This is a genomic window from Sutcliffiella rhizosphaerae, assembly GCF_917563925.1.
Classification (GTDB): Bacteria; Bacillota; Bacilli; order Bacillales; family Bacillaceae_I; genus Sutcliffiella_A; species Sutcliffiella_A rhizosphaerae.
The window spans coordinates 13,306-34,498 of sequence record NZ_CAKJTJ010000013.1 but is presented as its reverse complement, the minus strand read 5'-3'; the positions used below and the strand labels follow the sequence as shown (position 1 = coordinate 34,498).

At 35.8% G+C, this 21,193-nt stretch carries 25 protein-coding genes, 1 pseudogene and 1 riboswitch; of the genes and pseudogenes, 14 read left to right on the top strand and 12 right to left on the bottom strand.

The window, feature by feature from the left end; all coding sequences use genetic code 11:
• Nucleotide 1 precedes the first annotated feature (1 nt).
• The gene (locus LRP81_RS12590; protein ID WP_230501635.1) at nucleotides 2–1,870 is read left to right on the top strand and encodes a PTS fructose transporter subunit IIABC; all 1,869 of its coding nucleotides are present in this window, start codon (nucleotides 2–4) and stop codon (nucleotides 1,868–1,870) included.
• 97 nt (nucleotides 1,871–1,967) lie between these two features.
• On the top strand, nucleotides 1,968–2,240 hold the full coding sequence (locus LRP81_RS12585) for a hypothetical protein (RefSeq protein ID WP_230501634.1): 273 nt from the start codon (nucleotides 1,968–1,970) through the stop codon (nucleotides 2,238–2,240).
• A 138-nt stretch (nucleotides 2,241–2,378) separates the two neighbouring features.
• On the opposite strand, the gene LRP81_RS12580 is transcribed toward LRP81_RS12585, so the two are convergent.
• The 5 genes and pseudogenes from LRP81_RS12580 to LRP81_RS12560 form a co-directional block, all read right to left on the bottom strand.
• A complete protein-coding gene (locus LRP81_RS12580; RefSeq protein ID WP_230501633.1) occupies nucleotides 2,379–2,783 on the bottom strand; it encodes a hypothetical protein in 405 nt (134 codons plus the stop codon).
• Between the two features lie 41 nt (nucleotides 2,784–2,824).
• Nucleotides 2,825–3,256, bottom strand: a complete 432-nt coding sequence (locus LRP81_RS12575; protein WP_230501632.1) for an Hsp20/alpha crystallin family protein — start codon at nucleotides 3,254–3,256, stop codon at nucleotides 2,825–2,827.
• 30 nt (nucleotides 3,257–3,286) lie between these two features.
• A complete protein-coding gene (locus LRP81_RS12570; protein WP_230501631.1) occupies nucleotides 3,287–3,529 on the bottom strand; it encodes a spore germination protein in 243 nt (80 codons plus the stop codon).
• Between the two features lie 129 nt (nucleotides 3,530–3,658).
• Nucleotides 3,659–3,871: pseudogene (locus LRP81_RS12565) on the bottom strand (spore germination protein); the annotation flags it as partial.
• Between the two features lie 736 nt (nucleotides 3,872–4,607).
• Entirely contained in the window at nucleotides 4,608–5,795 is a 1,188-nt protein-coding gene (locus LRP81_RS12560; RefSeq protein ID WP_230501630.1) for a chromate transporter, read from the bottom strand.
• A gap of 521 nt (nucleotides 5,796–6,316) precedes the next feature.
• On the opposite strand from LRP81_RS12560, the gene LRP81_RS12555 reads away from it, so the two are divergent.
• From LRP81_RS12555 to LRP81_RS12515, 9 genes are all read left to right on the top strand, one after another.
• Nucleotides 6,317–6,754 (top strand): DUF6376 family protein, encoded by a 438-nt coding sequence (locus tag LRP81_RS12555; protein ID WP_230501629.1) that lies wholly within the window; start codon nucleotides 6,317–6,319, stop codon nucleotides 6,752–6,754.
• Between the two features lie 39 nt (nucleotides 6,755–6,793).
• Nucleotides 6,794–7,432: a protein kinase family protein gene (locus tag LRP81_RS12550; RefSeq protein ID WP_230501628.1), complete on the top strand. Its 639-nt coding sequence runs from the start codon at nucleotides 6,794–6,796 to the stop codon at nucleotides 7,430–7,432.
• Nucleotides 7,433–7,552: 120 nt separating this feature from the next.
• On the top strand, nucleotides 7,553–8,065 hold the full coding sequence (locus LRP81_RS12545; protein WP_230501627.1) for an RNA polymerase sigma factor: 513 nt from the start codon (nucleotides 7,553–7,555) through the stop codon (nucleotides 8,063–8,065).
• Entirely contained in the window at nucleotides 8,058–8,816 is a 759-nt protein-coding gene (locus LRP81_RS12540; RefSeq protein WP_230501626.1) for a DUF4825 domain-containing protein, read from the top strand. Before LRP81_RS12545 ends, LRP81_RS12540 begins: the two co-directional genes overlap by 8 nt.
• A 120-nt stretch (nucleotides 8,817–8,936) precedes the next feature.
• Nucleotides 8,937–9,089 (top strand): hypothetical protein, encoded by a 153-nt coding sequence (locus LRP81_RS12535; RefSeq protein ID WP_230501625.1) that lies wholly within the window; start codon nucleotides 8,937–8,939, stop codon nucleotides 9,087–9,089.
• A 193-nt stretch (nucleotides 9,090–9,282) separates the two neighbouring features.
• Entirely contained in the window at nucleotides 9,283–9,918 is a 636-nt protein-coding gene (locus LRP81_RS12530) for an FMN-dependent NADH-azoreductase (RefSeq protein WP_230501624.1), read from the top strand.
• 405 nt (nucleotides 9,919–10,323) lie between these two features.
• Nucleotides 10,324–10,959 (top strand): TVP38/TMEM64 family protein, encoded by a 636-nt coding sequence (locus LRP81_RS12525; protein ID WP_230501623.1) that lies wholly within the window; start codon nucleotides 10,324–10,326, stop codon nucleotides 10,957–10,959.
• A gap of 176 nt (nucleotides 10,960–11,135) precedes the next feature.
• Entirely contained in the window at nucleotides 11,136–11,867 is a 732-nt protein-coding gene (locus tag LRP81_RS12520; RefSeq protein WP_230501622.1) for a DUF3784 domain-containing protein, read from the top strand.
• A 193-nt stretch (nucleotides 11,868–12,060) separates the two neighbouring features.
• Complete coding sequence (locus tag LRP81_RS12515; protein WP_230501621.1) at nucleotides 12,061–12,873, top strand: undecaprenyl-diphosphate phosphatase; 813 nt, start codon at nucleotides 12,061–12,063, stop codon at nucleotides 12,871–12,873.
• A 201-nt stretch (nucleotides 12,874–13,074) separates the two neighbouring features.
• On the opposite strand, the gene LRP81_RS12510 is transcribed toward LRP81_RS12515, so the two are convergent.
• Nucleotides 13,075–14,604: a SulP family inorganic anion transporter gene (locus LRP81_RS12510; protein ID WP_230501620.1), complete on the bottom strand. Its 1,530-nt coding sequence runs from the start codon at nucleotides 14,602–14,604 to the stop codon at nucleotides 13,075–13,077.
• An 18-nt stretch (nucleotides 14,605–14,622) separates the two neighbouring features.
• Nucleotides 14,623–15,216, bottom strand: coding sequence for a xanthine phosphoribosyltransferase (locus tag LRP81_RS12505; protein WP_230501619.1), 594 nt, complete (start codon nucleotides 15,214–15,216; stop codon nucleotides 14,623–14,625).
• Between the two features lie 157 nt (nucleotides 15,217–15,373).
• Nucleotides 15,374–15,475, bottom strand: a riboswitch (purine riboswitch).
• 227 nt (nucleotides 15,476–15,702) lie between these two features.
• Between LRP81_RS12505 and LRP81_RS12500 the strand changes: the two genes are divergently transcribed.
• Nucleotides 15,703–16,098, top strand: coding sequence for a DUF2500 domain-containing protein (locus LRP81_RS12500; protein ID WP_230501618.1), 396 nt, complete (start codon nucleotides 15,703–15,705; stop codon nucleotides 16,096–16,098).
• Nucleotides 16,099–16,147: 49 nt separating this feature from the next.
• On the opposite strand, the gene LRP81_RS12495 is transcribed toward LRP81_RS12500, so the two are convergent.
• The 4 genes from LRP81_RS12495 to LRP81_RS12480 all read right to left on the bottom strand — a co-directional run bounded on the left by LRP81_RS12495 (nucleotide 16,148) and on the right by LRP81_RS12480 (nucleotide 18,447).
• Nucleotides 16,148–16,342 carry a hypothetical protein gene (locus LRP81_RS12495; protein ID WP_230501617.1) on the bottom strand — a complete coding sequence of 65 codons (195 nt, stop codon included), beginning with the start codon at nucleotides 16,340–16,342 and terminating at the stop codon, nucleotides 16,148–16,150.
• A gap of 325 nt (nucleotides 16,343–16,667) precedes the next feature.
• Nucleotides 16,668–17,324: a hypothetical protein gene (locus tag LRP81_RS12490; protein WP_230501616.1), complete on the bottom strand. Its 657-nt coding sequence runs from the start codon at nucleotides 17,322–17,324 to the stop codon at nucleotides 16,668–16,670.
• Nucleotides 17,325–17,383: 59 nt separating this feature from the next.
• Complete coding sequence (locus LRP81_RS12485; RefSeq protein ID WP_230501615.1) at nucleotides 17,384–17,797, bottom strand: hypothetical protein; 414 nt, start codon at nucleotides 17,795–17,797, stop codon at nucleotides 17,384–17,386.
• 287 nt (nucleotides 17,798–18,084) lie between these two features.
• Nucleotides 18,085–18,447 (bottom strand): hypothetical protein, encoded by a 363-nt coding sequence (locus LRP81_RS12480; RefSeq protein ID WP_230501614.1) that lies wholly within the window; start codon nucleotides 18,445–18,447, stop codon nucleotides 18,085–18,087.
• Nucleotides 18,448–18,599: 152 nt separating this feature from the next.
• Between LRP81_RS12480 and LRP81_RS12475 the strand changes: the two genes are divergently transcribed.
• Nucleotides 18,600–19,187 carry a DedA family protein gene (locus LRP81_RS12475; protein ID WP_230501613.1) on the top strand — a complete coding sequence of 196 codons (588 nt, stop codon included), beginning with the start codon at nucleotides 18,600–18,602 and terminating at the stop codon, nucleotides 19,185–19,187.
• An 11-nt stretch (nucleotides 19,188–19,198) separates the two neighbouring features.
• Nucleotides 19,199–19,978, top strand: a complete 780-nt coding sequence (locus LRP81_RS12470; protein ID WP_230501612.1) for an undecaprenyl-diphosphate phosphatase — start codon at nucleotides 19,199–19,201, stop codon at nucleotides 19,976–19,978.
• Between the two features lie 173 nt (nucleotides 19,979–20,151).
• On the opposite strand, the gene LRP81_RS12465 is transcribed toward LRP81_RS12470, so the two are convergent.
• Nucleotides 20,152–21,192 carry a ribonucleotide-diphosphate reductase subunit beta gene (locus LRP81_RS12465; RefSeq protein ID WP_263458242.1) on the bottom strand — a complete coding sequence of 347 codons (1,041 nt, stop codon included), beginning with the start codon at nucleotides 21,190–21,192 and terminating at the stop codon, nucleotides 20,152–20,154.
• Nucleotide 21,193: the final 1 nt, after the last annotated feature.

The window sequence follows — 21,193 nt, the reverse complement described above, 5'->3', positions numbered from 1 at the left end:
GATGAAGATTACAGACTTATTGACAATAGATACCGTAATTTTAGAGTTGAAGGCTAATTCCAAAAGGGACGTTATTAAGGAATTGATTGAATCTCTTCATCAAGCAGGGCGCCTTTCAGATAAACATAAATATGAGGAAGCGATCCTTGCCAGAGAAGCACAAAGCACTACTGGAATAGGAGAAGGGATTGCTATACCACATGCAAAAACCAATGCAGTAAAAACACCAGCCATCGCATTTGGTATGTCAAAACAAGGGATTGACTACGAATCTCTTGATGGTCAGCCAAGCCACCTGTTCTTTATGATCGCGGCTAGTGAAGGGGCAAACAATGCTCACTTAGAAACGCTGTCCCGTTTGTCTTCTATGCTGATGGATAGTGATTTTAGAACAAAACTAATGGAAGCAGCTAGTAAAGAAGAGGTAATACAGATAATTAATTCAAAGGAAAACGAGCTGTTTCAAGAAGAAGAGCAAGAAAAAGTAAATAGAAATGAAGATAACCTAATTCTTGCTGTAACCGCATGTCCAACAGGCATTGCGCATACTTACATGGCAGCGGATGCGCTAAAGCATAAAGCAAAAGAAATAGGATTAAACCTTAAAGTGGAAACGAATGGATCTAGTGGTGTTAAGAATGAATTAACACAGACTGATATTGAAAATGCAACAGGCATTATTGTCGCAGCGGATAAACAAGTAGAAATGGACCGTTTCAACGGGAAAAAAATTATCCAAGTACCTGTTGCGCAGGCGATTCGAAAGCCTGAGGAACTTCTAACAAAAGCGAACAGAGGAGAAGGAAAAGAATACACCGGGACTGTGAATCGTACTTCTTCTGATGAAAAGAAGGGGCGCTCAGGTTTTTATAAGCATTTAATGAGCGGAGTTTCCAACATGCTGCCGTTTGTTGTAGGGGGCGGTATCCTTATTGCCATTTCTTTCATGTTCGGTATTAATTCAGCTGACCCTAATGACCCGAGCTACAATTGGTTTGCAGAACAATTGAATATAATTGGTGGTAAAAATGCATTTGCTTTAATGATTCCGGTTTTAGCTGGATTTATTGCGATGAGTATCTCTGACAGACCTGGATTTGCTGCAGGGATGGTCGGCGGATTTATTGCCTTTACAGGGGAGGCAGGCTTTTTAGGTGGGTTAATTGCAGGTTTCTTAGCTGGATATCTTGTACTTGGGCTTAAAAAAGTATTCAGTACGCTACCTACTTCTCTTGAGGGGATTAAACCTGTTCTGTTATATCCTTTATTTGGGGTCTTTTTTACTGGAATGATCATGCTCCAATTAGTAACTCCTTTAAAAGCAATCAATACCGGATTAACAAGCTGGCTAGGTAGTCTTGGCTCTGGAAATCTTGTTCTATTGGGGATTATTTTAGGTGCTATGATGGCAATTGATATGGGGGGACCAATTAACAAAGCTGCATTTACATTTGGTATTGCCATGATTGATGCAGGAAACTTTGCACCTCATGCAGCTATCATGGCAGCTGGTATGGTACCTCCGCTAGGATTGGCCATCGCCACTACCATATTTAAAAATAAGTTTAATAAGCAGGAAAGAGAAGCGGGGAAAACTTGCTATATAATGGGTGCCTCATTTATTACTGAGGGAGCCATCCCATTTGCCGCAGCAGATCCGTTACGTGTTATACCTTCCGCAGTTGTAGGGTCTGCAGTAGCAGGTGGTTTAACAATGTTATTTGGTATTGGATTACCTGCTCCGCATGGTGGAATATTCGTTATTCCTATCGTATCAGGTGGTATTCTCCTTTACGTTCTTGCAATCAGTATCGGAGCGTTTGTGACCGCACTAATGGTGGGTGTATTAAAAAAGAGAGCAACCATATAATTTGGTAAAGTGCCCATCCATAAATAGACAAAGTACCTACATGATAAATCCTTCATATTTATAATTGAGTAATTCAATTTTGATGGAGGAGATAAACATGAACCAACCTTTTGAACAAACTGCCTTATATGGTAATACAGAAGACCAGCGAATTTTTGGAAGGCCTTTTGGATTCGGGAGACCATTCGGTTTCGGAAGACCATTCGGATTTGGCCGCCCATTTGGATTTGGAAGGCCATTTTTCGGAGGTCCTTTCATAGGAGGACTTGCAGGAGGACTTCTTGGAGCAAGTTTACTTGGGGGCTACGGTTATGGATATCCATACTATGGTTATCCATATTATGGGTACGGGTATCCTTATTATTGGTAAATATATATAAAACGCGAATACAAGTTAATAGTAAAAAAATTGCCCAAGAATGTTGACCAATCACATTCTTGGGTTTATTTTTTAGAAACTTACCAAAAAGTAAGGAGTAAGCTAGTATTTACCGATAATAACGAAAAGCTAATTTTTTTGAATGGTTTTATTTTCTTTTTTTGAATGAATGGAGAACTTAGGTGCTTTTTTGATTAAAGGTTGAAGAGCGGGAGGAGATGCTTGATTCGGTAGAGTTGTTTGCGAGTTAGTCCCAATATATAATTGTCCAGTTAAATCTTTTATTCCTAACTGGCCAAAATTATTGCTTAAATCTGCAGTGTCGATATTAATAGCTTCAATTGAAAGGTTTTCTATGATGATTGTAGATTTCTCAGGTTCTTGTATTGCTTTTTCTACATTCGCTTTTGCTATCAATCCCTTTATTTGAACCAATTCTAACTCAAGGTCTGCAATCCTTTTTTGAAGAAATGTCCGTTCAACCTTGGTTTCTTCCCTGAATTCAGCAATTATTTTCTTTTTAAAAAAATTCAATATCATTATGATCACACACTTATTAGTTAGTAGTGATACAATTAAGTATTCGTCCTATACGGGACAGATTTGTTTTTTCTAGGATAAAAAATGGTAAGTAAACCTTGATGAAACTTGACATCGAGCTCATTTGCATCAGCTGGCTCAGGCAAAAGTAAAATCCTCTCAAACTCCCCATAGAAACGTTCTTTTTTGATTTCTTTTTCTGATGGGAAAAGTGGTTTGGAATCCCCCTTTATTAAAAGGTGACTAGGAGTATGAAGAGACAATTGAACATGATCTGGATGTATACCTGGGAGCTCAATAATTACCCCAATGTGAGATTCATTCTGATAAACATCATGAAGTGGAAAATCATCATTTAAGTTAAAAAACTGATTGGGGGAATGATTCGTAAATATCTTGTTCCAAAAATCATTATTTTGATACTGTGATGTCAGCTCCATCCATTTTTTCATTTTTTCCATATTCATCAAAAATCCCCCATTCAAAAATTTAACACGCTAAATCATATTTGACACAGGAATTGCTGGATTCGCAATTTGATCTTGATCACTAACATCTGGGTCCAAAACACCTGTATTCATTTGGGAACTAGTTGGCGACAAATCTCCCAGTGATATGTTCACCCCATAATTTTTACTGTTAGCAGTGTGACTATTATGAACAGTTGGACCAATATCCACATTTCCGTTATGAGAAATTCCATTCACTTTAATATTGAAAATATTTATTTGATACGGCATGAGAAACCTCCATTAATTTGGCTCTGGTGAACTATTGATAGGTATCGGAATTGGCATAGAATCAGTTGATGAAACAGGTATTCTATTGCCCGAATCCCAAAAATCAGGCTCTGTTCTTAACGCTGCTTGACTTGCAATTTCAGATTGATCATTTACATCTGGATCAATAAACACGTTCTCCATCATTGCTTCTGTAGGAGATGTATCACCATAGGATGAATTTATACCCTGTGATTTGTTATTGGAAGTTGGGCTATTATGTGTCGCTTCTCCAATTGTCACGGAGCCATTACCTGATATACTATTTACCTTCATGCAGTAAAGATTAACAACCGTCGGCATCTATGATAAACCCCCTATTGCTCTTTAAAAATATCCTATGCACTACGGTGCCCAAATGTTCGGGTTATTGGGGATGAGGTGATAGCTGTCCGGGGTTAAAAGCTTGCAGATTACATAGAAAGTTTATAGGAAGATCACATAAGATTATCCGAAAAGTACAAATGGTTACAAACTATCTATCTTGGAAAAGGTCTTGTTAGAGGTACCTCCAAAGGTTTTCAAAAGACCATCATAGGTTCGCGGAATACCTCAACAGGTTTAGAGGATAGCATCAAAGGATTTGGGAAGACCACTAAAGGTGTGTCGGATAGCACGAAAGGTGGAAGGAAGTGAAAATAACAAGTGGTTACAAACTATCTATCTTGAAAAGGGTCTAGTTAGAGGTATCTCCAAAGGTTCTTCAAATACCATCAAAGGTTTACGGAATACCTCGAAAGGTTTAGAAGTTAGCATCAAATGTTTGTCAAAATCAACTAAAGGTTTTCAAAAGACCATCAAAGGATCCCCGGTATCCTCAAATGGTATAACAATTTAATGAAGAAAAACTGCCACTCCTCTAAGGAAATGGCAGATGTATGTTGGATCTCCAAAGGAATAGGGAACACCTTCAAAGGAATTCGATTTACCATCAAAAATGTGTGAAACACCACGAAAGGTTTTCCGGTTACTACCAAAATCCTCGAGAGATTGCTTTAATACACATTAAGATGCTCTTCCCAAACGAAAAGTAATCAACTCATAGGAAAGCACTAATAAGTGTTCCTCCTATAGCCCCTGTTAAGACGATCATCCATGGAGGCAATTTCCAAAAAACAAGCATACTGAACAAGATGGCAGCAAAGGCAAAATCAATTGGTGCAAGGATGGAACTTGTCCAAATTGGGAAATAGAAAGCAGAAATTAATATTCCTACAACTGCAGCGTTTACCCCCATTAAGGCAGCTTTTACTTTTGTATTACGACGGAGCGAATCCCAAAAGGGTAATGCGCCTAAAATTAATAAGAAGGCAGGCAAAAAGATGGCGATTGTTGCAAGTAGTCCACCTTGCCAGCCGTTGATGACGGCACCGATGTAAGCAGCGAAGGTAAACAATGGGCCAGGAACTGCCTGTGCAGCACCATAACCAGCAAGAAATTGTTCTTCACTAATCCATCCTGTTGGTACAAATTCTCTTTCAAGCAAAGGTAACACAACATGTCCCCCACCAAATACAAGGGAGCCGGCTCGGTAAAAGCTATCAAAAAGTGCTAGCCAACTTGAGGATGTTACTTCTTTAAGAACAGGTAAAAGAAATAATAGACCGAAAAATATGGTGAGACAAATAATAGCCAAACGTTTTGATATTGGAAATTCAAGCTTAGAATCATCTGCTTGAGCATGATGCTTGAAAAAAAGAAACCCGAACCCTGCTGCAAGTAAAATGACTAATACTTGGGAGAAAGTTGTTTGCCAAAGGAGTGTTACAACTAACGCTAACAAGCAAATAGCCTTTCTTTTTAAATCTGGCGTCAAATTATTAGCCATGCCAATAATAGCGTGAGCAACTATAGCAACTGCCACTATTTTTAAGCCGTGAATCCAGCCGGCATTTCCTACATCAAACCCTTGTAAAATAAGTGCAAAAAGGATTAATGCAAGGACAGATGGAAGTGTGAAGCCAAGAAAGGAAACAATTCCACCAAGGACACCTGCGCGCATAACTCCTATCCCTATACCAACTTGAGAACTAGCAGGACCAGGGATGAACTGACTTAGTGCCACAAGGTCTGCATAGCTTTTTTCATCCATCCATTTTCTGCGGCGAATATATTCTGTGTGGAAATAACCGAGATGTGCCACTGGTCCTCCGAAGGAAGTTAGACCAAGTCTAGTTGATACCAAGAGTATTTCAAGTAATGATTTTAAGCTTTTGTTTCTTTTCAATAATGTTCACCTCAAATAGTAGTTCAAATACTCCTTTAATGTAGAATATGTATATCGGAATTAGCTATTACTATAGCATAGTGTTTTTTTTGTAGAAACCCTCCTAAGGAATCTTCATGATATCTTTACAATGGTAGTGATGGTTGACTGTTCGTTCAATTTAGGCTATTATGATAGTGTAAATTAAAATTTAATTTCCCAAAGGGGAGTAGCTATATAAACAGCAAAGTCGTCATTACGGGATTTAAATATCCTCGGCTTTGTTGGCAACGTATGTTGTTAGCGAGACCTTTGTCAGTACATTCAATCTGGCAAAGGTCTTTCTTTATTTCTAGGGATCTTTTGCCAGATGTGGTGAAAGGTCCCTTTTTTGTGGAGATTATTCTGGAGGTAGTTTCATGATCAAAAAACTAGTAAAAGCATTGATTTTAAAAAAAGGGCTCACTTTTGCTAAGCAAAAAGTTTTACCTGTGGTGATGAAAGAAGTAAAGAAGAGAATGAAGAAGTAAGGAGAAATGTATATGCGTAAATTATTTATTCCAATAATCCTATTATTTTCCTTTTTTTTAAGTGGTTGTTCCTTATTAGGTGAGGTAAACAGTACCTTACAATATGTAAATAAAGCAACAGAACATATTAACAAGTGGCAGGATTTCGGGCAAGTTGCCCCGCAAATGGTTAAAGACGCTGCAATAAATGCAGAAGCTAAAAATGAATTGGAAGCGGAATTAAAATCATTATCTGACGCAATAGATGAATTTAATGAAACAGAACCACCAGCTATTGCAAAAGGAGTTCATCAACAGTTAGTAGAAAAAAATGAAGAAATCAAACATGTTATTGAAAATTCTATGATAAATGGTGAATTAACGCTAGAAAAACTGCAGGATTCCGAGCTGTTCACATTAATAAATGAAGTCACAACTATGATGAATTTGTTGGAAGAACTCGGTCAATAAATGGAATAACGAGTTGAGAAAGTGAGCGACGATAAATTGATGGAAACAAACAGGAGTAGTAAACCTTATCAACAGCTTGCTGAATCTATTGTCTTTAACAACAAGCGAAATCATATGAAGTTAATATCTTATAATTACCAAGAGTTAGAATTAATAGGGTCAGGTAGAAGCGCTTATGTATTTCGGATAAGAGGAAGGAATATTGCAATTAAAGTGTTTTATCCTCCTTTTGAACATTTAGCTCAAAAAGAAGCAAGTGTTTATGAGAGATTAGCAGGAATATCCTATTTTCCTATCCTCTATAATTCTGGGAAGAACTTTATTGTTATTGACTTTGTCGAAGGGCTGACCTTATTTGGTTGTTTAGTGACGGGAAAACAAATGAATAGAAGTATCTTATCAGATGTGGATGACGCAATAAAACATGCAAGGGAGAGGGGATTGAACCCTTCTGATATTCATCTTCACAATATTTTAATTACACCGACAGAAAGAATAATACTTATCGATGTTGTACGCTTTACGCAGAAGAACCGTTGTAATCAATGGAATGATTTAAAAAAAGCCTATGATCTTTTTTATCACAAACCATTTTTTCCTAAGCGTTTGCCTTCGAAACTTTTATTATGTATAGCATTTTTATATAAGAAAGGCCTATTTAGACGAATTTTTAATTAACAAATATATACCCCTCTTAAATCTTTTCCATTTACGGGAAAGATTTTTTTGTAATCACTGCGATAAAATGAATATAGGTACGTCTAATAGATAAGAAACTGTTTTTACTGGGGGAAAAGGATGTCCAACAAAGAAGTCATTTCGAAATGGTTTTATGAATATAGCGATGATATTTTTCAATTTTTATTTTACAGATTGGGTACTGAAAAACATGATGTGGAGGACCTTATTCAAGAGGTTTTTATTAAAGCTTTAAAAGGCTTTTCAACGTTCAAGGGAAACTCTTCTCCTAAAACATGGTTGTATAGTATTGCTCGAAATGTTGCCATCGACGCATTAAGAAAGAAAAAAAGGGAGAGATGGTTCTTTTTATTAGAAACAGATAAAGCAAGATCAGAGGTAGCTTCCCCTGAGAGTATATATTTTTTAACGGAGGATCAAAAAGAGTTCATGTGTGCCATCAGGTCTTTAAAGCAGTCATATCAGGAAGTATTGGTGATGAGGGGCATTAAGGAGTTATCTGTACAGGAAACGGCAGAAATTCTTGGGTGGAGTGAGAAGAAGGTCGGTTCCACTTTATATCGTGCCAAACTGGCGCTGCACCAAAAGTTAGGGGGGGAGTTCCGTGAATAGAAAGCTAGATGAACGATTGAAATCAATGCCAAAGCCCCGCCTCAATGAAGTGGATAAACAAAAAATGCATCAAACTATTATGAAGCAAAAGATCAGAAAAGAACGAGGGAGCTTGATGGGGAATCTGAAGGGGATTAGTATGGCTTTTGCGAGCGCTGCTGTAATTATTTTGTTTTCGATCATTATTTTTTCAGAGAATGGAGCAATAAACCCTACTTCAAGAGGGGATAATACAGAGCAGGTTCATGACAATTATGTATCGTACTTGAGTAGTATAGAAGTGCATGATCAAATAAATCAAGATACAGCTTATATAGGTAACAACGGATCTCTAGGTAAATTCCACAGTCAAATTTTACCCGGAAAGTATTTTGCTAATGGAATGGAACTACAGACTTCAGAAGATCCAATGGGGATAAACATGAATTACCGATTATCGGAAGGAAATTCTGCGACTGATTTTGAAAAAGATGCTTTTATTGAAAGGAATTTGCCATATACATTAATCTTTAATGCCACTGTCTACTTTACTTTTTTTGACAATGGGGAATTCGTAACATTTCATATAAATTCGTTAGGAGAAACAATCTCCTATACCTTTAATAGGGAACAGATAGAGGAGCTATATGGTAAAGATGTTCGTGTATTTAAAGAGGATAAGAAGATTTGGCAGGAAGAAGTAATGCAGAAAGTACTAAATGATCGTGATATGGTAGAAAGTTTCATTGCGCAAATACAAAAAAGCGAATGATGCAGTTTTTTTACCTATCATTGGAATTTATCCAATATTATCCTAAATTCATCTGTAAAAATTTTGCATAAAATAGTACAATAGTAGTGAAAGATAATGCTAAAAGTGTAGGTGGATAAAATGGATGGTAAACCAAATCACTATGATGGCAGTATTCAAAATTATTCAGCAGAGAACGTAAATATTTATAGTGAAGAACCTTTCATCTTAACTGATGATATCCGAAAAAATCTCGGAGGAAACCCTTATATTCTGCAGAACGAAGGAAAATAATGAAGGTTAGATGTAAAAGATTTGCTTGATTGTCCAAAAGCAAATCTTTTTTTATTCATATTACTTGCAATATTAGCGATTTTATTTTACGATATATCTCGAATTAAAAATAAATTAATTCAAGATAGTTGGTAACATATCCCTTTTTGTTGCAAACTAATAATAAATGACAAACAAGAGAGGAAGATTCAACATGGCAAAAGTTTTATACATTACAGCTCATCCACATGATGACACACAATCTTATAGTATGGCAGTAGGGAAAGCTTTTATTGATACATATAAAGCAGCTAATCCTAATGATGAAGTAGTACACCTAGACCTGTATAAAGAGCATATCCCTTATATTGATGCGGACGTATTCAGCGGGTGGGGGAAACTTCAAACAGGAAAAGGTTTTGAAGAGCTTTCCGAAGAAGAAAAAGCGAAGGTTAGCCGACTTTCTGAGTTATCTGAGCAATTCGTTGAGGCAGACAAATATGTATTTGTAACTCCTTTGTGGAATTTCTCATTCCCTCCTGTTATGAAGGCATATCTAGATTCAGTTGCGGTTGCAGGAAAAACTTTTAAATATACTGCCGAAGGACCTGTTGGACTGTTAACAGACAAAAAAGCTTTACATATTCAAGCACGTGGAGGCATTTATTCTGAAGGTCCGGCTGCTGCGTTGGAAATGGGACATCGTTATATAGATGTTATCATGCAATTCTTTGGAGTGCCTTCCTTCGAAGGAATATTTGTGGAAGGTCACAATGCAATGCCTGCTAATGCAGAAGCTATTAAAGCAGACGCAATTGCGCGTGCAAAAGATAAAGCACAAACTTTCTAATTCTAATGAGAAAGAGATTCTTTCTAAGGGATCTATATGCTTTTAGAAAAAATGAAGAATTGACCGTTCGTTAATGATCGGGAGTTCCTTTTTTAGGAACTTCCGGATTTTTTTATGAAAAGCGTCAAGTGGCACTTTCCTCGTAATTTCCACATTATCATCTTTACAGATATTTTTTGATTTCCTTAATTATACACAGATTGTTAAACATTTCATCTTGTTTTCCAGCTATAATGCTATTAAGGGATGTTTTGAACGAAAGATTTCCCATTATATCCAATTTAATTCTCCCATTATTTTATTGGTTCATTCATTCTAATCATTATAAAATAAACTATATACAGAAGGGAGAGAGCGATCATTCCCAATCAAATAAAATGGAAGATAGGTACTTTCATATTAGTTGTGACTGCTTTAATATGGGTAACTCAAACAGAGTGGTTTGCCGTTTTTAAAAGCGGTGACATGGAACAGATTCAATTATTGTTACAAGAAAAAACTACAACCATTATATTTCTTACGTTCTTTTTAATGATGATACAAAATGTGCTTACTTTAATTCCGATTGTCGGTATTATCGTTATAAATATTGCATTGTTTGGATTTGTATATGGTTACATTTGGAGTGTCCTAACAAGTGTTATCGCTGGTGCATTAGGATTTGTAGTTTTTCGTTACTGGTTTCAATCGATTCTTACGAAGAAAGTACCGAATGTTTACCTAAATAGGCTAGAAAATAATGGATTTTGGTTTGTTTTATTTTTGAGAATGATTCCTTTTATCCCTTCTAGTTTTATTAATTTAGCTGGAGGAGTAAGTTCCATAAGTCTCACTGCATTTTTCATTGCAACCTTAATTGGGAATGGTATTTATCTACTTTTGCTTAGCTTTGTGGCAGATGGATTGCTAACAGCAGAGATTGAAGGCTATATTTTAGTTGCGTTAGTGCTGGCCCTTATTCCAAGTTTTTATTTTTATCGTTTATTAAAACAAAAGGTCAAAATAGAAGAAAACCAGAAAAAAAAGGTAAGTAGAGGTTGAGTCTTTTGCATGGACTCCACAATTAATACATATTTTTACATGGGCGGTTTTCTCCAGAAAATTTGGAAGAAGCGGCCCTATAATTATGAACTGGCAATCCTTATACTAGGAATATTTTTGCTTGGAACTTTAAGGCATGAAAAACGTATTAGTTAGTAATTAGGAGGGATGATTCAATGTGGATATTATTAAGTGTTCAACTTTTTCTTATTGCTATTTTTATCCTTTTAGGTTGGGCAATTTCAAAAAAGAAGGCATATAATTTAATTTCCAATTTTGCTACAAGACCAAAAGAGGAACAAGAAGAACTGATAAAAAGGGGATATACTCAAAAGACAGGAAAACTATTAATTACTACTGGAATAGTATTGCTGTTATTATTGCCATTACTGTTTTTTCCCATCTCCTATGCATTGGAAATTAATATAATGGCTATGATCGTATTGTTGCTCGGTGGTTTTATTTATTTATCTAAATATGAAATTCCAAAAAAACGAAAGAAAAGTTATATTATAAGCACAAGTATAACGCTCATTACCGTTATTTTCTTAAGTGTTGTCTTTTTCTTAGGCTACCAAGATTTTGAACTGAAGACTCATGATACATCCTTCGAAATTACTGGTGTGTATGGGGATGAATGGACTTATGAAGAATTGACAGCTATTACTCTTTTAGATAGTATGCCTGAGGTTACCTTTAGGACTAATGGATATGGACTGCAAGATATATCAAAAGGGCATTTTGCTTTGAAGGAGTATGGAAGTAGTCTATTATTTATTCACAAAGGTATTTCGCCATATTTATTGATTCAAACGGAGGAAGATACTATTCTTATTAATTCCAAAAATGCAGAAATTACAGAAGGTTGGTATAATCATTTAGAAAAACAAATCATTAATGGGGATTAAGTCATTATTTTTTATTAGAAAATGTTACAATGGCATTTGAGTTGATTTTTTCTGCTAGCTTGTATTATATTGTGTAAGTCGTACTAAGTTACATCATTAAAATTCCAGTTGAGGTTCGCCAGATTTTAACTAATAGGCTTCCTGGCTGTAGCATATGTCATTTTAACTATTATTAGAAATTGAGGTATTATCTATGGAAGATATTTTAATTTTATTACAGTACATTTTACTCGGAATTTTACAAGGTGTAACGGAACCAATCCCTGTTTCATCAAGTGGTCATGTTATGATTCTACAAGAATTATTTGGTATGAACTTGGAAGGACTAACATTTGAAATTGTTGTAAATACTGCGTCCTTACTAGCAATCTTAATTATTTTTCGTGAATCCATTTCAAGGCTCTTTTTTGGAGCACTAAGATTTATTACAAAGAAGGACAAAGAAGATAAGGCAGACTTTATGTTTGTCGTGTATTTGGTAGTAGGTACAATACCAGCAGGGGTTATTGGTGTCTTATTTGGAGATGCGATATCAAGTGCTTTAGAGAATATTAAAGTTATTGGTATTACCCTGCTAATAACCGGTGTAGCACTATGGTTAATTAGAAATTTACGAGGCAGAAAAAATGATGCAGAATTAACATTCAAAGATTCAATCATTGTTGGACTTGCACAAGCCTTCGCATTAATTCCTGGGATAAGCCGATCAGGAGCTACCATTGTTGCTGCAATGGCTCGTGGAATGAAGCAAGAAACTGCACTTCGATTTTCATTCCTTCTATATGTCCCAGTAAGCTTAGGTGGTGTCATACTTGCCGCTAAGGATTTGTTAGGAATGGAAAACTTGAATGAATTAATTTTGCCTTATTCATTGGCCTTTATCGCTTCATTTATTGCATCCTTCTTTGCTTTAAAATGGTTTATGGGAATTATGGCAAAAGGAAATCTTATTTATTTCTCTATTTACTGTTTCGTTGCAGGTACACTTGTAATCCTATTCTTATAATGAAACGTATAACCAAGTAGTTTTCGTTGATTGGCTAAAGCGGTCATAACTGCTATTAAATAAGTGGTTAGAGTGAAATGATAAATGAGTCCCTATAAAGAAGGGAGGAAGGAAAAACGACTAGTTTTTCCTTCCTCCTTTTTTGGTAGAGCCAAACACCATAAAAAGAACCAGGTCTCTACATCTCCTGGTTCATTGTTATTATGATGCCATTTTTGGTTTGGCAGGTATCTTTTTGTTTTCCTTACTTAGAACGGTCGCATTGTGTCTATATGTGCAATAAACGAGAAATACCGTAATTAATAGATAACCAATGGTAAAGTCTTGTGCCGCATTAAAAGTTAAACTTGGAGCATGCATTAACCCTATAAAAGATAAGAAGGCTCCAATCAATGCGAAATATGCTCCTTTTTTGTAGTCTTGATCGATAATATAGACAGTAATGGAACCTAGAATAATAGCAGTAAACATCGCTCCCTGGCCTAAGGGAACAATTCCTTCAGAAATACCAGAGACAACTTCCCCAGCACTGTTGTTAAACCTTGTCATTACATAGTTTGCGAAATATGGTAGCATTGCGATTGCAACTGCTGGAAAATATCGTTTTTCATTGGATTGGAAAGCAGTTGCTACCATTGATATCCCTACAAACACCAAAATTGGAGCTACTGCAGCAAGTGGAATAATAGCAGCCATAGCAGCAATTACCCCAGTCATAGCTGCTAATCCGAAAACAATAGCATTTAGAATACTATATCCTCTTCCTGCACCCATCCATTTAGAGCCAACCGTAGCAATATAGACGGTAGTAGGAAAAGGGCCTCCAAAAATCGCACCAACCATCGTTCCAACTCCATCAACTGCTTGACACTCACGTACATCATAAGAGTCACCTGCTGCAGACATGGCATCAACATTGTTCATCGTTTCGATAGCATTGTAAAGCGTAATCGGTAAAATAATGGCAAGTAAGCCGATTAAAGCGGTAAACAAATAACTCATTCCTTCAAAAGCTGCAAGAGAAGGAAGAATTGGATAAAAACCAATGCTTGCCAGCCCTTCAGAAATTTGAGATGGGGATTGATACCCTAGTGTAAAAGCTAGTAATGTTCCAATTAATACTGCAAAGAGTGATGCCGGAATTTTAAAGGGCATTGCAATTTTCCCTACTACTCCAGCAATAATGATAACAAGGGCAACCAATCCAACAACTGGTATGGAGAATGTGTTAAAAAGCATTTCTCCAGCGATAAATGTTAACGCCACACCTGCAAGTGCACCGAGCATGGCAGCGCGAGGGAGCTTTTTTCTTACCCAGTTTCCAGTAAAACTAACTAATGCTTCAATTAACCCACTTAAAAAGGCAGCAGCTACTGTAATTTTCCATGCGAGCTCATGATCTCCTGTTAATGCAAGTGCTGGTGCCAATACCCCGAAAAGGAAGACAAACATTACAGGGGTACTAATCCCGTAGGAAAGTGCTGTTACATCTAATCGTCTTTCTTTTTCAGCAAGGCGTTTTGCCATATAGGCATAATAAAGATTTCCCACCATAACTGCAACCGCAGCACCAGGTATGACTTTTCCAAAGACAATACTGGTGGAGAAGCCCATACCAAGCATAGTGACAGCGATAATGACGAAATTGGCTAGATTGTTTTGAAAAAGAGCAAAGAATGCATCTGTATCTTGTTTTTTATACCAAGGATAGTGAAAAGTAGAAGCTTTCATGGTAATACCTCCAATTTTTTATATGGTGATGCCGGCGTCCTCTTGTAAAAATGTAATCTTTCCGTCAGATAGGGAATCTATTCTTGCTAGAGATTCAACATGATAGCCTTTATCCTCTAAAAGCTTACGTCCTGGTTGAAACGATTTTTCAATTACAATTCCAATTCCTGCAACAATCGCCCCTGCTTGCTTAACTACATTAATTAATCCTTGTGCAGCTTGTCCATTTGCTAGGAAATCATCAATTATCAATACGCGTTCGTTTTCTTTAATAAATTCCTTTGCAACAGTAATCTCACTGCTTTCTTGTTTGGTGAAGGAAAATACTTCACTCGTATATACATTATCCTTCAATGTCAATGATTTTTTCTTTCGCGCAAAAACAAGTGGTACATCAAGTGAGTGAGCGGCAAAAAAACTAGGGGCAATACCAGAAGACTCGATGGTAATGACTTTATCGATTTTGTACTCTGAGAAACGGGAAGCGAACTCCTTTCCAATTTCAATCATTAATCCGGTATCAATTTGATGGTTTAAAAAACTATTTACTTTTAGTACCCCATTTGGAAGTACCGTACCTTTTTCACAGATTGCCTCTTGTAACATTTGCATTGTATCAATCTCCTTTAACACCATGGTTTTAGTAGTTTTTCAAAATAAAAAATCCCGAAAGTAAAAGTGGCATTTGTACTACAAGTGACCACTTTTTACTTTCGGGATTCCAATAGAAACTAGAAACTAACTCAGTTTTACAAATACTGAGCAAGACAAAAAGTAAAGTATCACCCGTAGTCAAGCCATTTACGGTAGCTTGGTAGAGACTTGTAGGCCATATTCCTACTATTATACGAGTTAATTATTTTATGAAATTGTTTGGATTATGAAGTGATTATATAGGATATTTTGTCGTTTGAAAACCCTTATTGCATAAAAACACGAATAAAAAATATGATAAGATAATTCTGAATTCGGAAATGAGTAGAGTGGACCTTGTATTTTCTAATTATTGTCCGCATTTTTTCAAATCATATAAAACATATTAACTTTTAGTGTTGGAACTTTTTTCTTTATTCGAACGTATTAAGGGGGAAAGGAGGAATGGAAATGCATTCAGGGATGATGGAAATGATTGACGGTTTTTTTATGGGTGATGGGTTCTTTGAGTTGTTCTTTTTTATTATTCTCTTTGCTATTATTTCTGTATTTTGCTTTATCATATTTAATGGGCTGAAAGAGTGGAAGTATAACAATAATCAACCAGAGTTGACAGTAGCTGCGATAGTTGTGACAAAGAGAATGGATGTAAGTCATTCCTCATTAAGTGATACTAATTCTAGCTCCCATACTACTTATTATGTAACATTTCAGGTGGAAAGCGGTGATAGGATGGAGTTCATGGTGGACGGGAAGGATTATAGTCAAATTGTAGAAGAGGATAAGGGAAAATTAAATTTTAAAGGTAGAAGATTTTTGGGATTTGAAAGAAGAATGTAATTAGTTGTAAAAAGCTAGACCACTAAAGTAAATAAATACTAATAGCGGTCTAACTTTCTATTGGTTCATCGGTTGTAGAAATATGACGGTAAACGGAGATGTTTTGAAAAATACTAACTACCATCAAAGCAAACATTATCCAAAAGTATCCGAAATCGTGTATAACAAACGCAATGACAGAGGCTACTAACATAAGAAAACTTGCCATAATACTTATAACAAATACTATTTTACTTAATCTCAAAATTATCATCTCCTTACACCAAAAATAATAATGGGAGCACTTTTATCTGTATCGGTATCTATATACCCTAAAAATAAAACTAATATGGGGTTATTATACAATAAATCCTGTCAACTCATCATTACAGTTATGTAAAATTCTTCGCAAAACAAAAATTCTATATATATGACGATAAAAAAGTGCTAAAAGTTCTGTTATTTAAACTATTTTTAAAAATTATTATTATTCCATGTAGTTAGTTTTCATAGCCTCTACTTAAAAATGACCCTATATCGAGAGGGATATTTCAGGATTCATGTAAAGTCCGCAAAACAGTCTTATTTATTTATTTATTTATCCTTACTAACTTATGAACATCCTTTAATATTTCTCCTTCAATTTCATGTCGTACCCAACCGATATGTGGTACGAAAGTCATATTTCCTTTACGAAGAATGTTCCCGTTTAAATCTTTTTCCTCAAACTCAATTACGATTCCGTTTTGAAATGTTTCAGCAGGAGTTTTAACTTCAGTAGATAGTGAATTTATTTTGTATGAAATTTCTAAGTCGAAATCTTCTATTTTTTCATTCCATACTTTGTTTTCTTCTAAAGGATAGGAAATAATTTTGGTTTTTGGAAATTTTTCAATATCTTTTGCTTTCCATTCAGTTGGAAAATCCTCTGAGATAACAATGTATCCATAAACTCCATTTTGTGTCTCTTCGTAAAAGTTATTGGATTCAGAAATGTTAGTAGTATGATCTTCATTTAGCGTTTGGACAGTCTTCACTTGAATGATATTGCTATCCTTAACATTGCTATACAATACCCTATACTCAGTATGTTCTTTATCTTCAATATAACGCTTAAAGGTGTAATCTCCTGAAACAGGTAAAAGATGAAGTTCTTTTTCTGTTTGTCCTGGCTGTTCTTGAGTAGGTGATTCACAAGCAGATAAAAGAAATAAATAAAGACCAAAAATAAAAAGTACACTTCGCAACTGAAACACTCCTTTTAAAAGTGAATAATTAACGATAGTGTACCCTATAACTTATTCCTTCATAATTCCATCTTTATATGTTTCAGAAAACTAAGATGATCTTCACTAAAATAATAGAACATCGGCTGTTTTTTTTCGTTAAATATTAGCATATAAGGTTTCTCTGCTTCCGGGAAGATAAAAATAACCTGATTGACCTTTTGATGAAGGACCTTTGTTTCAATTTCTTCTTCTGGTTCAAAAGGCACTTTTACCATAAAACCGGATATGGGAGTTGGGTTCAATTTTGGAAAAAGGGAATCCGCACTTTTCACAAGAGAAAATGCTTCTTTTCTTATGTTTTCTTCTAATGGGATTTGCTTTATCACTTCTGACTGTTTAACATCAAATACTTCCACCTGGAGAGGTTGGGCATAGGCATACAATCCATAACTACTAAAGAAAATTAGAAGAAGGATGAAGGTTTTTTTCATTTTATTCACCTCAAGTATAGTATGGACAGTTAAGGTGAAAACATGAGAACCTCAATCCTCATGACCAAGGAAACGATACCCAATGTAGAGAATTAGAAAGCAACAAAGTGTAATGATAAGTAATTCATATCCAACACAGGTGGATTTATAGCATAATTCACCCATATTTTTCCTCCTACAGTAATGTTGATAATAGATATGAAAAAGAAAAGACTAATATTCCATTAAGGCCAGAAAAGCCAAATCATAAACGACTTATTTAAAGTACGTCTTGTTCGACTTTTCCACTAGTTAAATTCATCTTCCCTATCTTTTTCCGCTTGAATCAATTCCTCTAAAAACGTTACAGCCTCTTCTTTATCATAGGTGAATAAAATCATATCGTTAGTAAGGAAACCGGTATATTCAAAGACAATATAGGCAGGTGATGCCTCAAAGTTATATGATGGATACCGTTCATTTGCCTGATCTAGACCAATAATGATATCGCTATTTTTTAGAATCAGGTCAATATCTTCAATCTGAGATAATTCCGCCTCTTCTTTTTGCTCAACGACTTCAATAAAAGAAAACCTTTCTGTTTCTTGATATGGCTGACAGGCTGTTAAAAGGAGGAGAAACAAGGAAACTAAAAGTAGGCGTTTTTTCATGATGTAAATCACCCCCGACATTATATATTCGCTAAAAAGAAGAATTTTCCTTTAAAAAAGTCAAAAATGAATCATTTAGAATTTATAGTGCTTTTCATGGACTTGCCCTCATACATTGTATGGACAACTTTCTTACAAAATGAGGTGAGAAAATGGAGCAATTCTTTCTTAGTGTATTTTCGTTCTTTGCCGATATGGGTGTATGGGGAATAGCACTTGGGCTAATGGTCGAAGTAATCCCCAGTGAAATAGTTCTTGGCTATGGAGGTTATTTGATTTCTATCGGTGAAGTGGGAGCACTCGGAGCAATAACTGCTGGAGTAATTGGCGGGACTCTTGCTCAGCTTTTTTTGTATTGGGCGGGTAGTATCGGGGGAAGGCCATTTTTGGAGAAATACGGAAAGTACATACTTATTCAACCGAAGCATTTGGATATATCAGAAAAGTGGTTTCAGAATTACGGACCAATTGTTGTGTTTACTGCGAGATTTATTCCGATTGTCAGACATGCAATTTCTATTCCAGCCGGGATTGCAAAAATGAAATTCCTACCGTTTTTGCTATATACATTAGCGGCAGTCATTCCTTGGACCATTTTGTTTTTGTATATAGGATTTCAGCTAGGAGAAAATTGGCGGGAGATTAAACATGCTGCACAACCACTTGTTATCCCTCTAATGATAATGATAATTCTTGGAGCTATTACTTACTTTGTGTTTGACCGAAAGAGAGCGAGATAGGAGATGAGAAAATGTCAAAGATTGAAGCGTTTATATTAGGTGTAATTCAGGGCCTGACTGAGTTTTTACCCATTTCAAGTACTGGTCATCTTTATTTAGGTCGAAACTTATTTGATCTAAAGGAAGCAGGGCTACTTCTTGATACAATGCTTCATTTCGGAACATTACTTGCCATTCTTTATTTTTATAGGGAAGAGTTTATAAAAATTATTCGTAACCCATTTCATAAGCTCACTTTTTTACTAATAATTGGTACCCTTCCAGCCGTAGTAATTGGACTAGCTTTTAAAGACTACTTTGAAAACATTTCAAAAACCGGCGTGACAATCGGGTGGGAGTTCCTTATCACTGGTGCTTTTCTCTGGTTTGCTGATTCCATTAAAAAAGGTACTAAAAAAATGGAAGACATCTCATGGAAAGATGCCTTGTTTATAGGGTCGTTTCAAGCTGCTGCCATTTTTCCTGCCATTTCTAGGTCTGGATTAACTATTGTCGCTGGCTTGTTCCGGAAACTAGATCGAGAAACAGCAGCATATTTTTCCTTTTTACTTTCTACGCCTGCTATTGCGGGAGCAGTTTTTTTGCAAACCTTGGATGTGGCAGAAGCAGGTAAAGAAGATATATCGCTAAGTGCATTGATAATAGGAATTATTACTTCATGTATATTTGGTTATATTGCTGTTAAATGGATGATCAATTATTTAAAGAAGCACTCACTCCGTACTTTTGCGGTTTATGTTTGGATTTTAGGTGCTGTTGTACTTAGTTTGCAATATTTAGGGCTATTTTAGATATTACGGGGAATTTTATTAATAAGCACTGCCAGACATAAAGTATTCACTTTCTGGAGAGCCCCCGAATTCAACCATTTTAAGAAAAAGGGACTTTCATATCCAGAATGAAAGCCCCGTATTCCAGTAATGATTAAACCATTGCTTTTGTGATCCGTGAACGACAATTCTTATTACAAGTCATCAAATCCATTATCAACGACATTGACTTTTGTGTATTGCCTCGATTTTTGTTCGAAGAAATCTGACTTTCCAAGGTCCACTTCTTCATATGCTTTAATCCATTTTAATGGGTTTGTTCGATAGCCTTCATATGGACGTTGAAATCCTAATTGATTCGAGCGGACATTCGTATAAAATTTTATATATGCTTCTACATCTTCTAAATCAATGCCCTCGAAATTATCTCCGATTACATGTCTTGCCCAATCGATTTCGAGTTCTGAAGCATGTAGAAATGTTCTCTCTACAAACGATGCAAGCTCTGGCGTGTTGTGTTCAGGGTATTCAGTAAGGACCTCCTGAAAGATTTTAACAAATAAGTCCACATGAATTTGTTCATCACGGTTAATATAATTAATCATAGTACTGGATGAAACCATTTTTTGATTTCTTGCCAAATGATAAAAGAATGCGAAGCCAGAATAGAAGAACAATCCTTCTAGTATGACATCATAAACGATGGAACGAAGCAGGTTTTCGACAGTTGGGTTTTCCGCAAATGCTTTATAACCGTCCGTAATAAAATCATTCCTTTTTCGAAGAATTGGTTCTGTTCTCCAGTACTCGAAAACTTCCTCTTGTTTAGAGCGTGGGACTAGGCTGGACAATACATATGAATAAGAATGATTATGGATGACTTCCTGTTGGGCAAGCATGATCATCAAGGCATTCAAACTTGAGTCGGTTAAGTAATCTGCAACTTTACCTGCATAATCTGTTTGAATGCTATCAAGCAATGCCAAGAGACCAATTATTTTTAGAAAAGTATCCTGCTCTTTTACTGTTAAATCAGGGAACTGTTTAATGTCCTGGGACATATTTATTTCAAAGGGAGACCAAAAGTTGGCAAGCATTTTTTTATATTTAGGATATGCCCATGAGAAAGCGATATCATCCCAATTTAATACGTTAGAGCTGTGACCGTTAATAATTTTGGTTGATCTGTTAGGTGCATGGGGATCCATGATAGACCGTGCTTGAAGATTATTCAAA

What these genes read in the sequence shown, in the direction of transcription:
- LRP81_RS12590 (WP_230501635.1), top strand. Translation starts at nt 2, where the DNA reads ATGAAGATTACAGACTTATTGACAATAGATACCGTAATTTTAGAGTTG.
- LRP81_RS12585 (WP_230501634.1), top strand. Translation starts at nt 1,968, where the DNA reads ATGAACCAACCTTTTGAACAAACTGCCTTATATGGTAATACAGAAGAC.
- LRP81_RS12575 (WP_230501632.1), bottom strand. Translation starts at nt 3,256, where the DNA reads ATGAATATGGAAAAAATGAAAAAATGGATGGAGCTGACATCACAGTAT.
- LRP81_RS12570 (WP_230501631.1), bottom strand. Translation starts at nt 3,529, where the DNA reads ATGCCGTATCAAATAAATATTTTCAATATTAAAGTGAATGGAATTTCT.
- LRP81_RS12555 (WP_230501629.1), top strand. Translation starts at nt 6,317, where the DNA reads ATGCGTAAATTATTTATTCCAATAATCCTATTATTTTCCTTTTTTTTA.
- LRP81_RS12550 (WP_230501628.1), top strand. Translation starts at nt 6,794, where the DNA reads ATGGAAACAAACAGGAGTAGTAAACCTTATCAACAGCTTGCTGAATCT.
- LRP81_RS12545 (WP_230501627.1), top strand. Translation starts at nt 7,553, where the DNA reads ATGTCCAACAAAGAAGTCATTTCGAAATGGTTTTATGAATATAGCGAT.
- LRP81_RS12535 (WP_230501625.1), top strand. Translation starts at nt 8,937, where the DNA reads ATGGATGGTAAACCAAATCACTATGATGGCAGTATTCAAAATTATTCA.
- LRP81_RS12530 (WP_230501624.1), top strand. Translation starts at nt 9,283, where the DNA reads ATGGCAAAAGTTTTATACATTACAGCTCATCCACATGATGACACACAA.
- LRP81_RS12520 (WP_230501622.1), top strand. Translation starts at nt 11,136, where the DNA reads ATGTGGATATTATTAAGTGTTCAACTTTTTCTTATTGCTATTTTTATC.
- LRP81_RS12515 (WP_230501621.1), top strand. Translation starts at nt 12,061, where the DNA reads ATGGAAGATATTTTAATTTTATTACAGTACATTTTACTCGGAATTTTA.
- LRP81_RS12510 (WP_230501620.1), bottom strand. Translation starts at nt 14,604, where the DNA reads ATGAAAGCTTCTACTTTTCACTATCCTTGGTATAAAAAACAAGATACA.
- LRP81_RS12505 (WP_230501619.1), bottom strand. Translation starts at nt 15,216, where the DNA reads ATGCAAATGTTACAAGAGGCAATCTGTGAAAAAGGTACGGTACTTCCA.
- LRP81_RS12500 (WP_230501618.1), top strand. Translation starts at nt 15,703, where the DNA reads ATGGAAATGCATTCAGGGATGATGGAAATGATTGACGGTTTTTTTATG.
- LRP81_RS12485 (WP_230501615.1), bottom strand. Translation starts at nt 17,797, where the DNA reads ATGAAAAAAACCTTCATCCTTCTTCTAATTTTCTTTAGTAGTTATGGA.
- LRP81_RS12480 (WP_230501614.1), bottom strand. Translation starts at nt 18,447, where the DNA reads ATGAAAAAACGCCTACTTTTAGTTTCCTTGTTTCTCCTCCTTTTAACA.
- LRP81_RS12475 (WP_230501613.1), top strand. Translation starts at nt 18,600, where the DNA reads ATGGAGCAATTCTTTCTTAGTGTATTTTCGTTCTTTGCCGATATGGGT.
- LRP81_RS12470 (WP_230501612.1), top strand. Translation starts at nt 19,199, where the DNA reads ATGTCAAAGATTGAAGCGTTTATATTAGGTGTAATTCAGGGCCTGACT.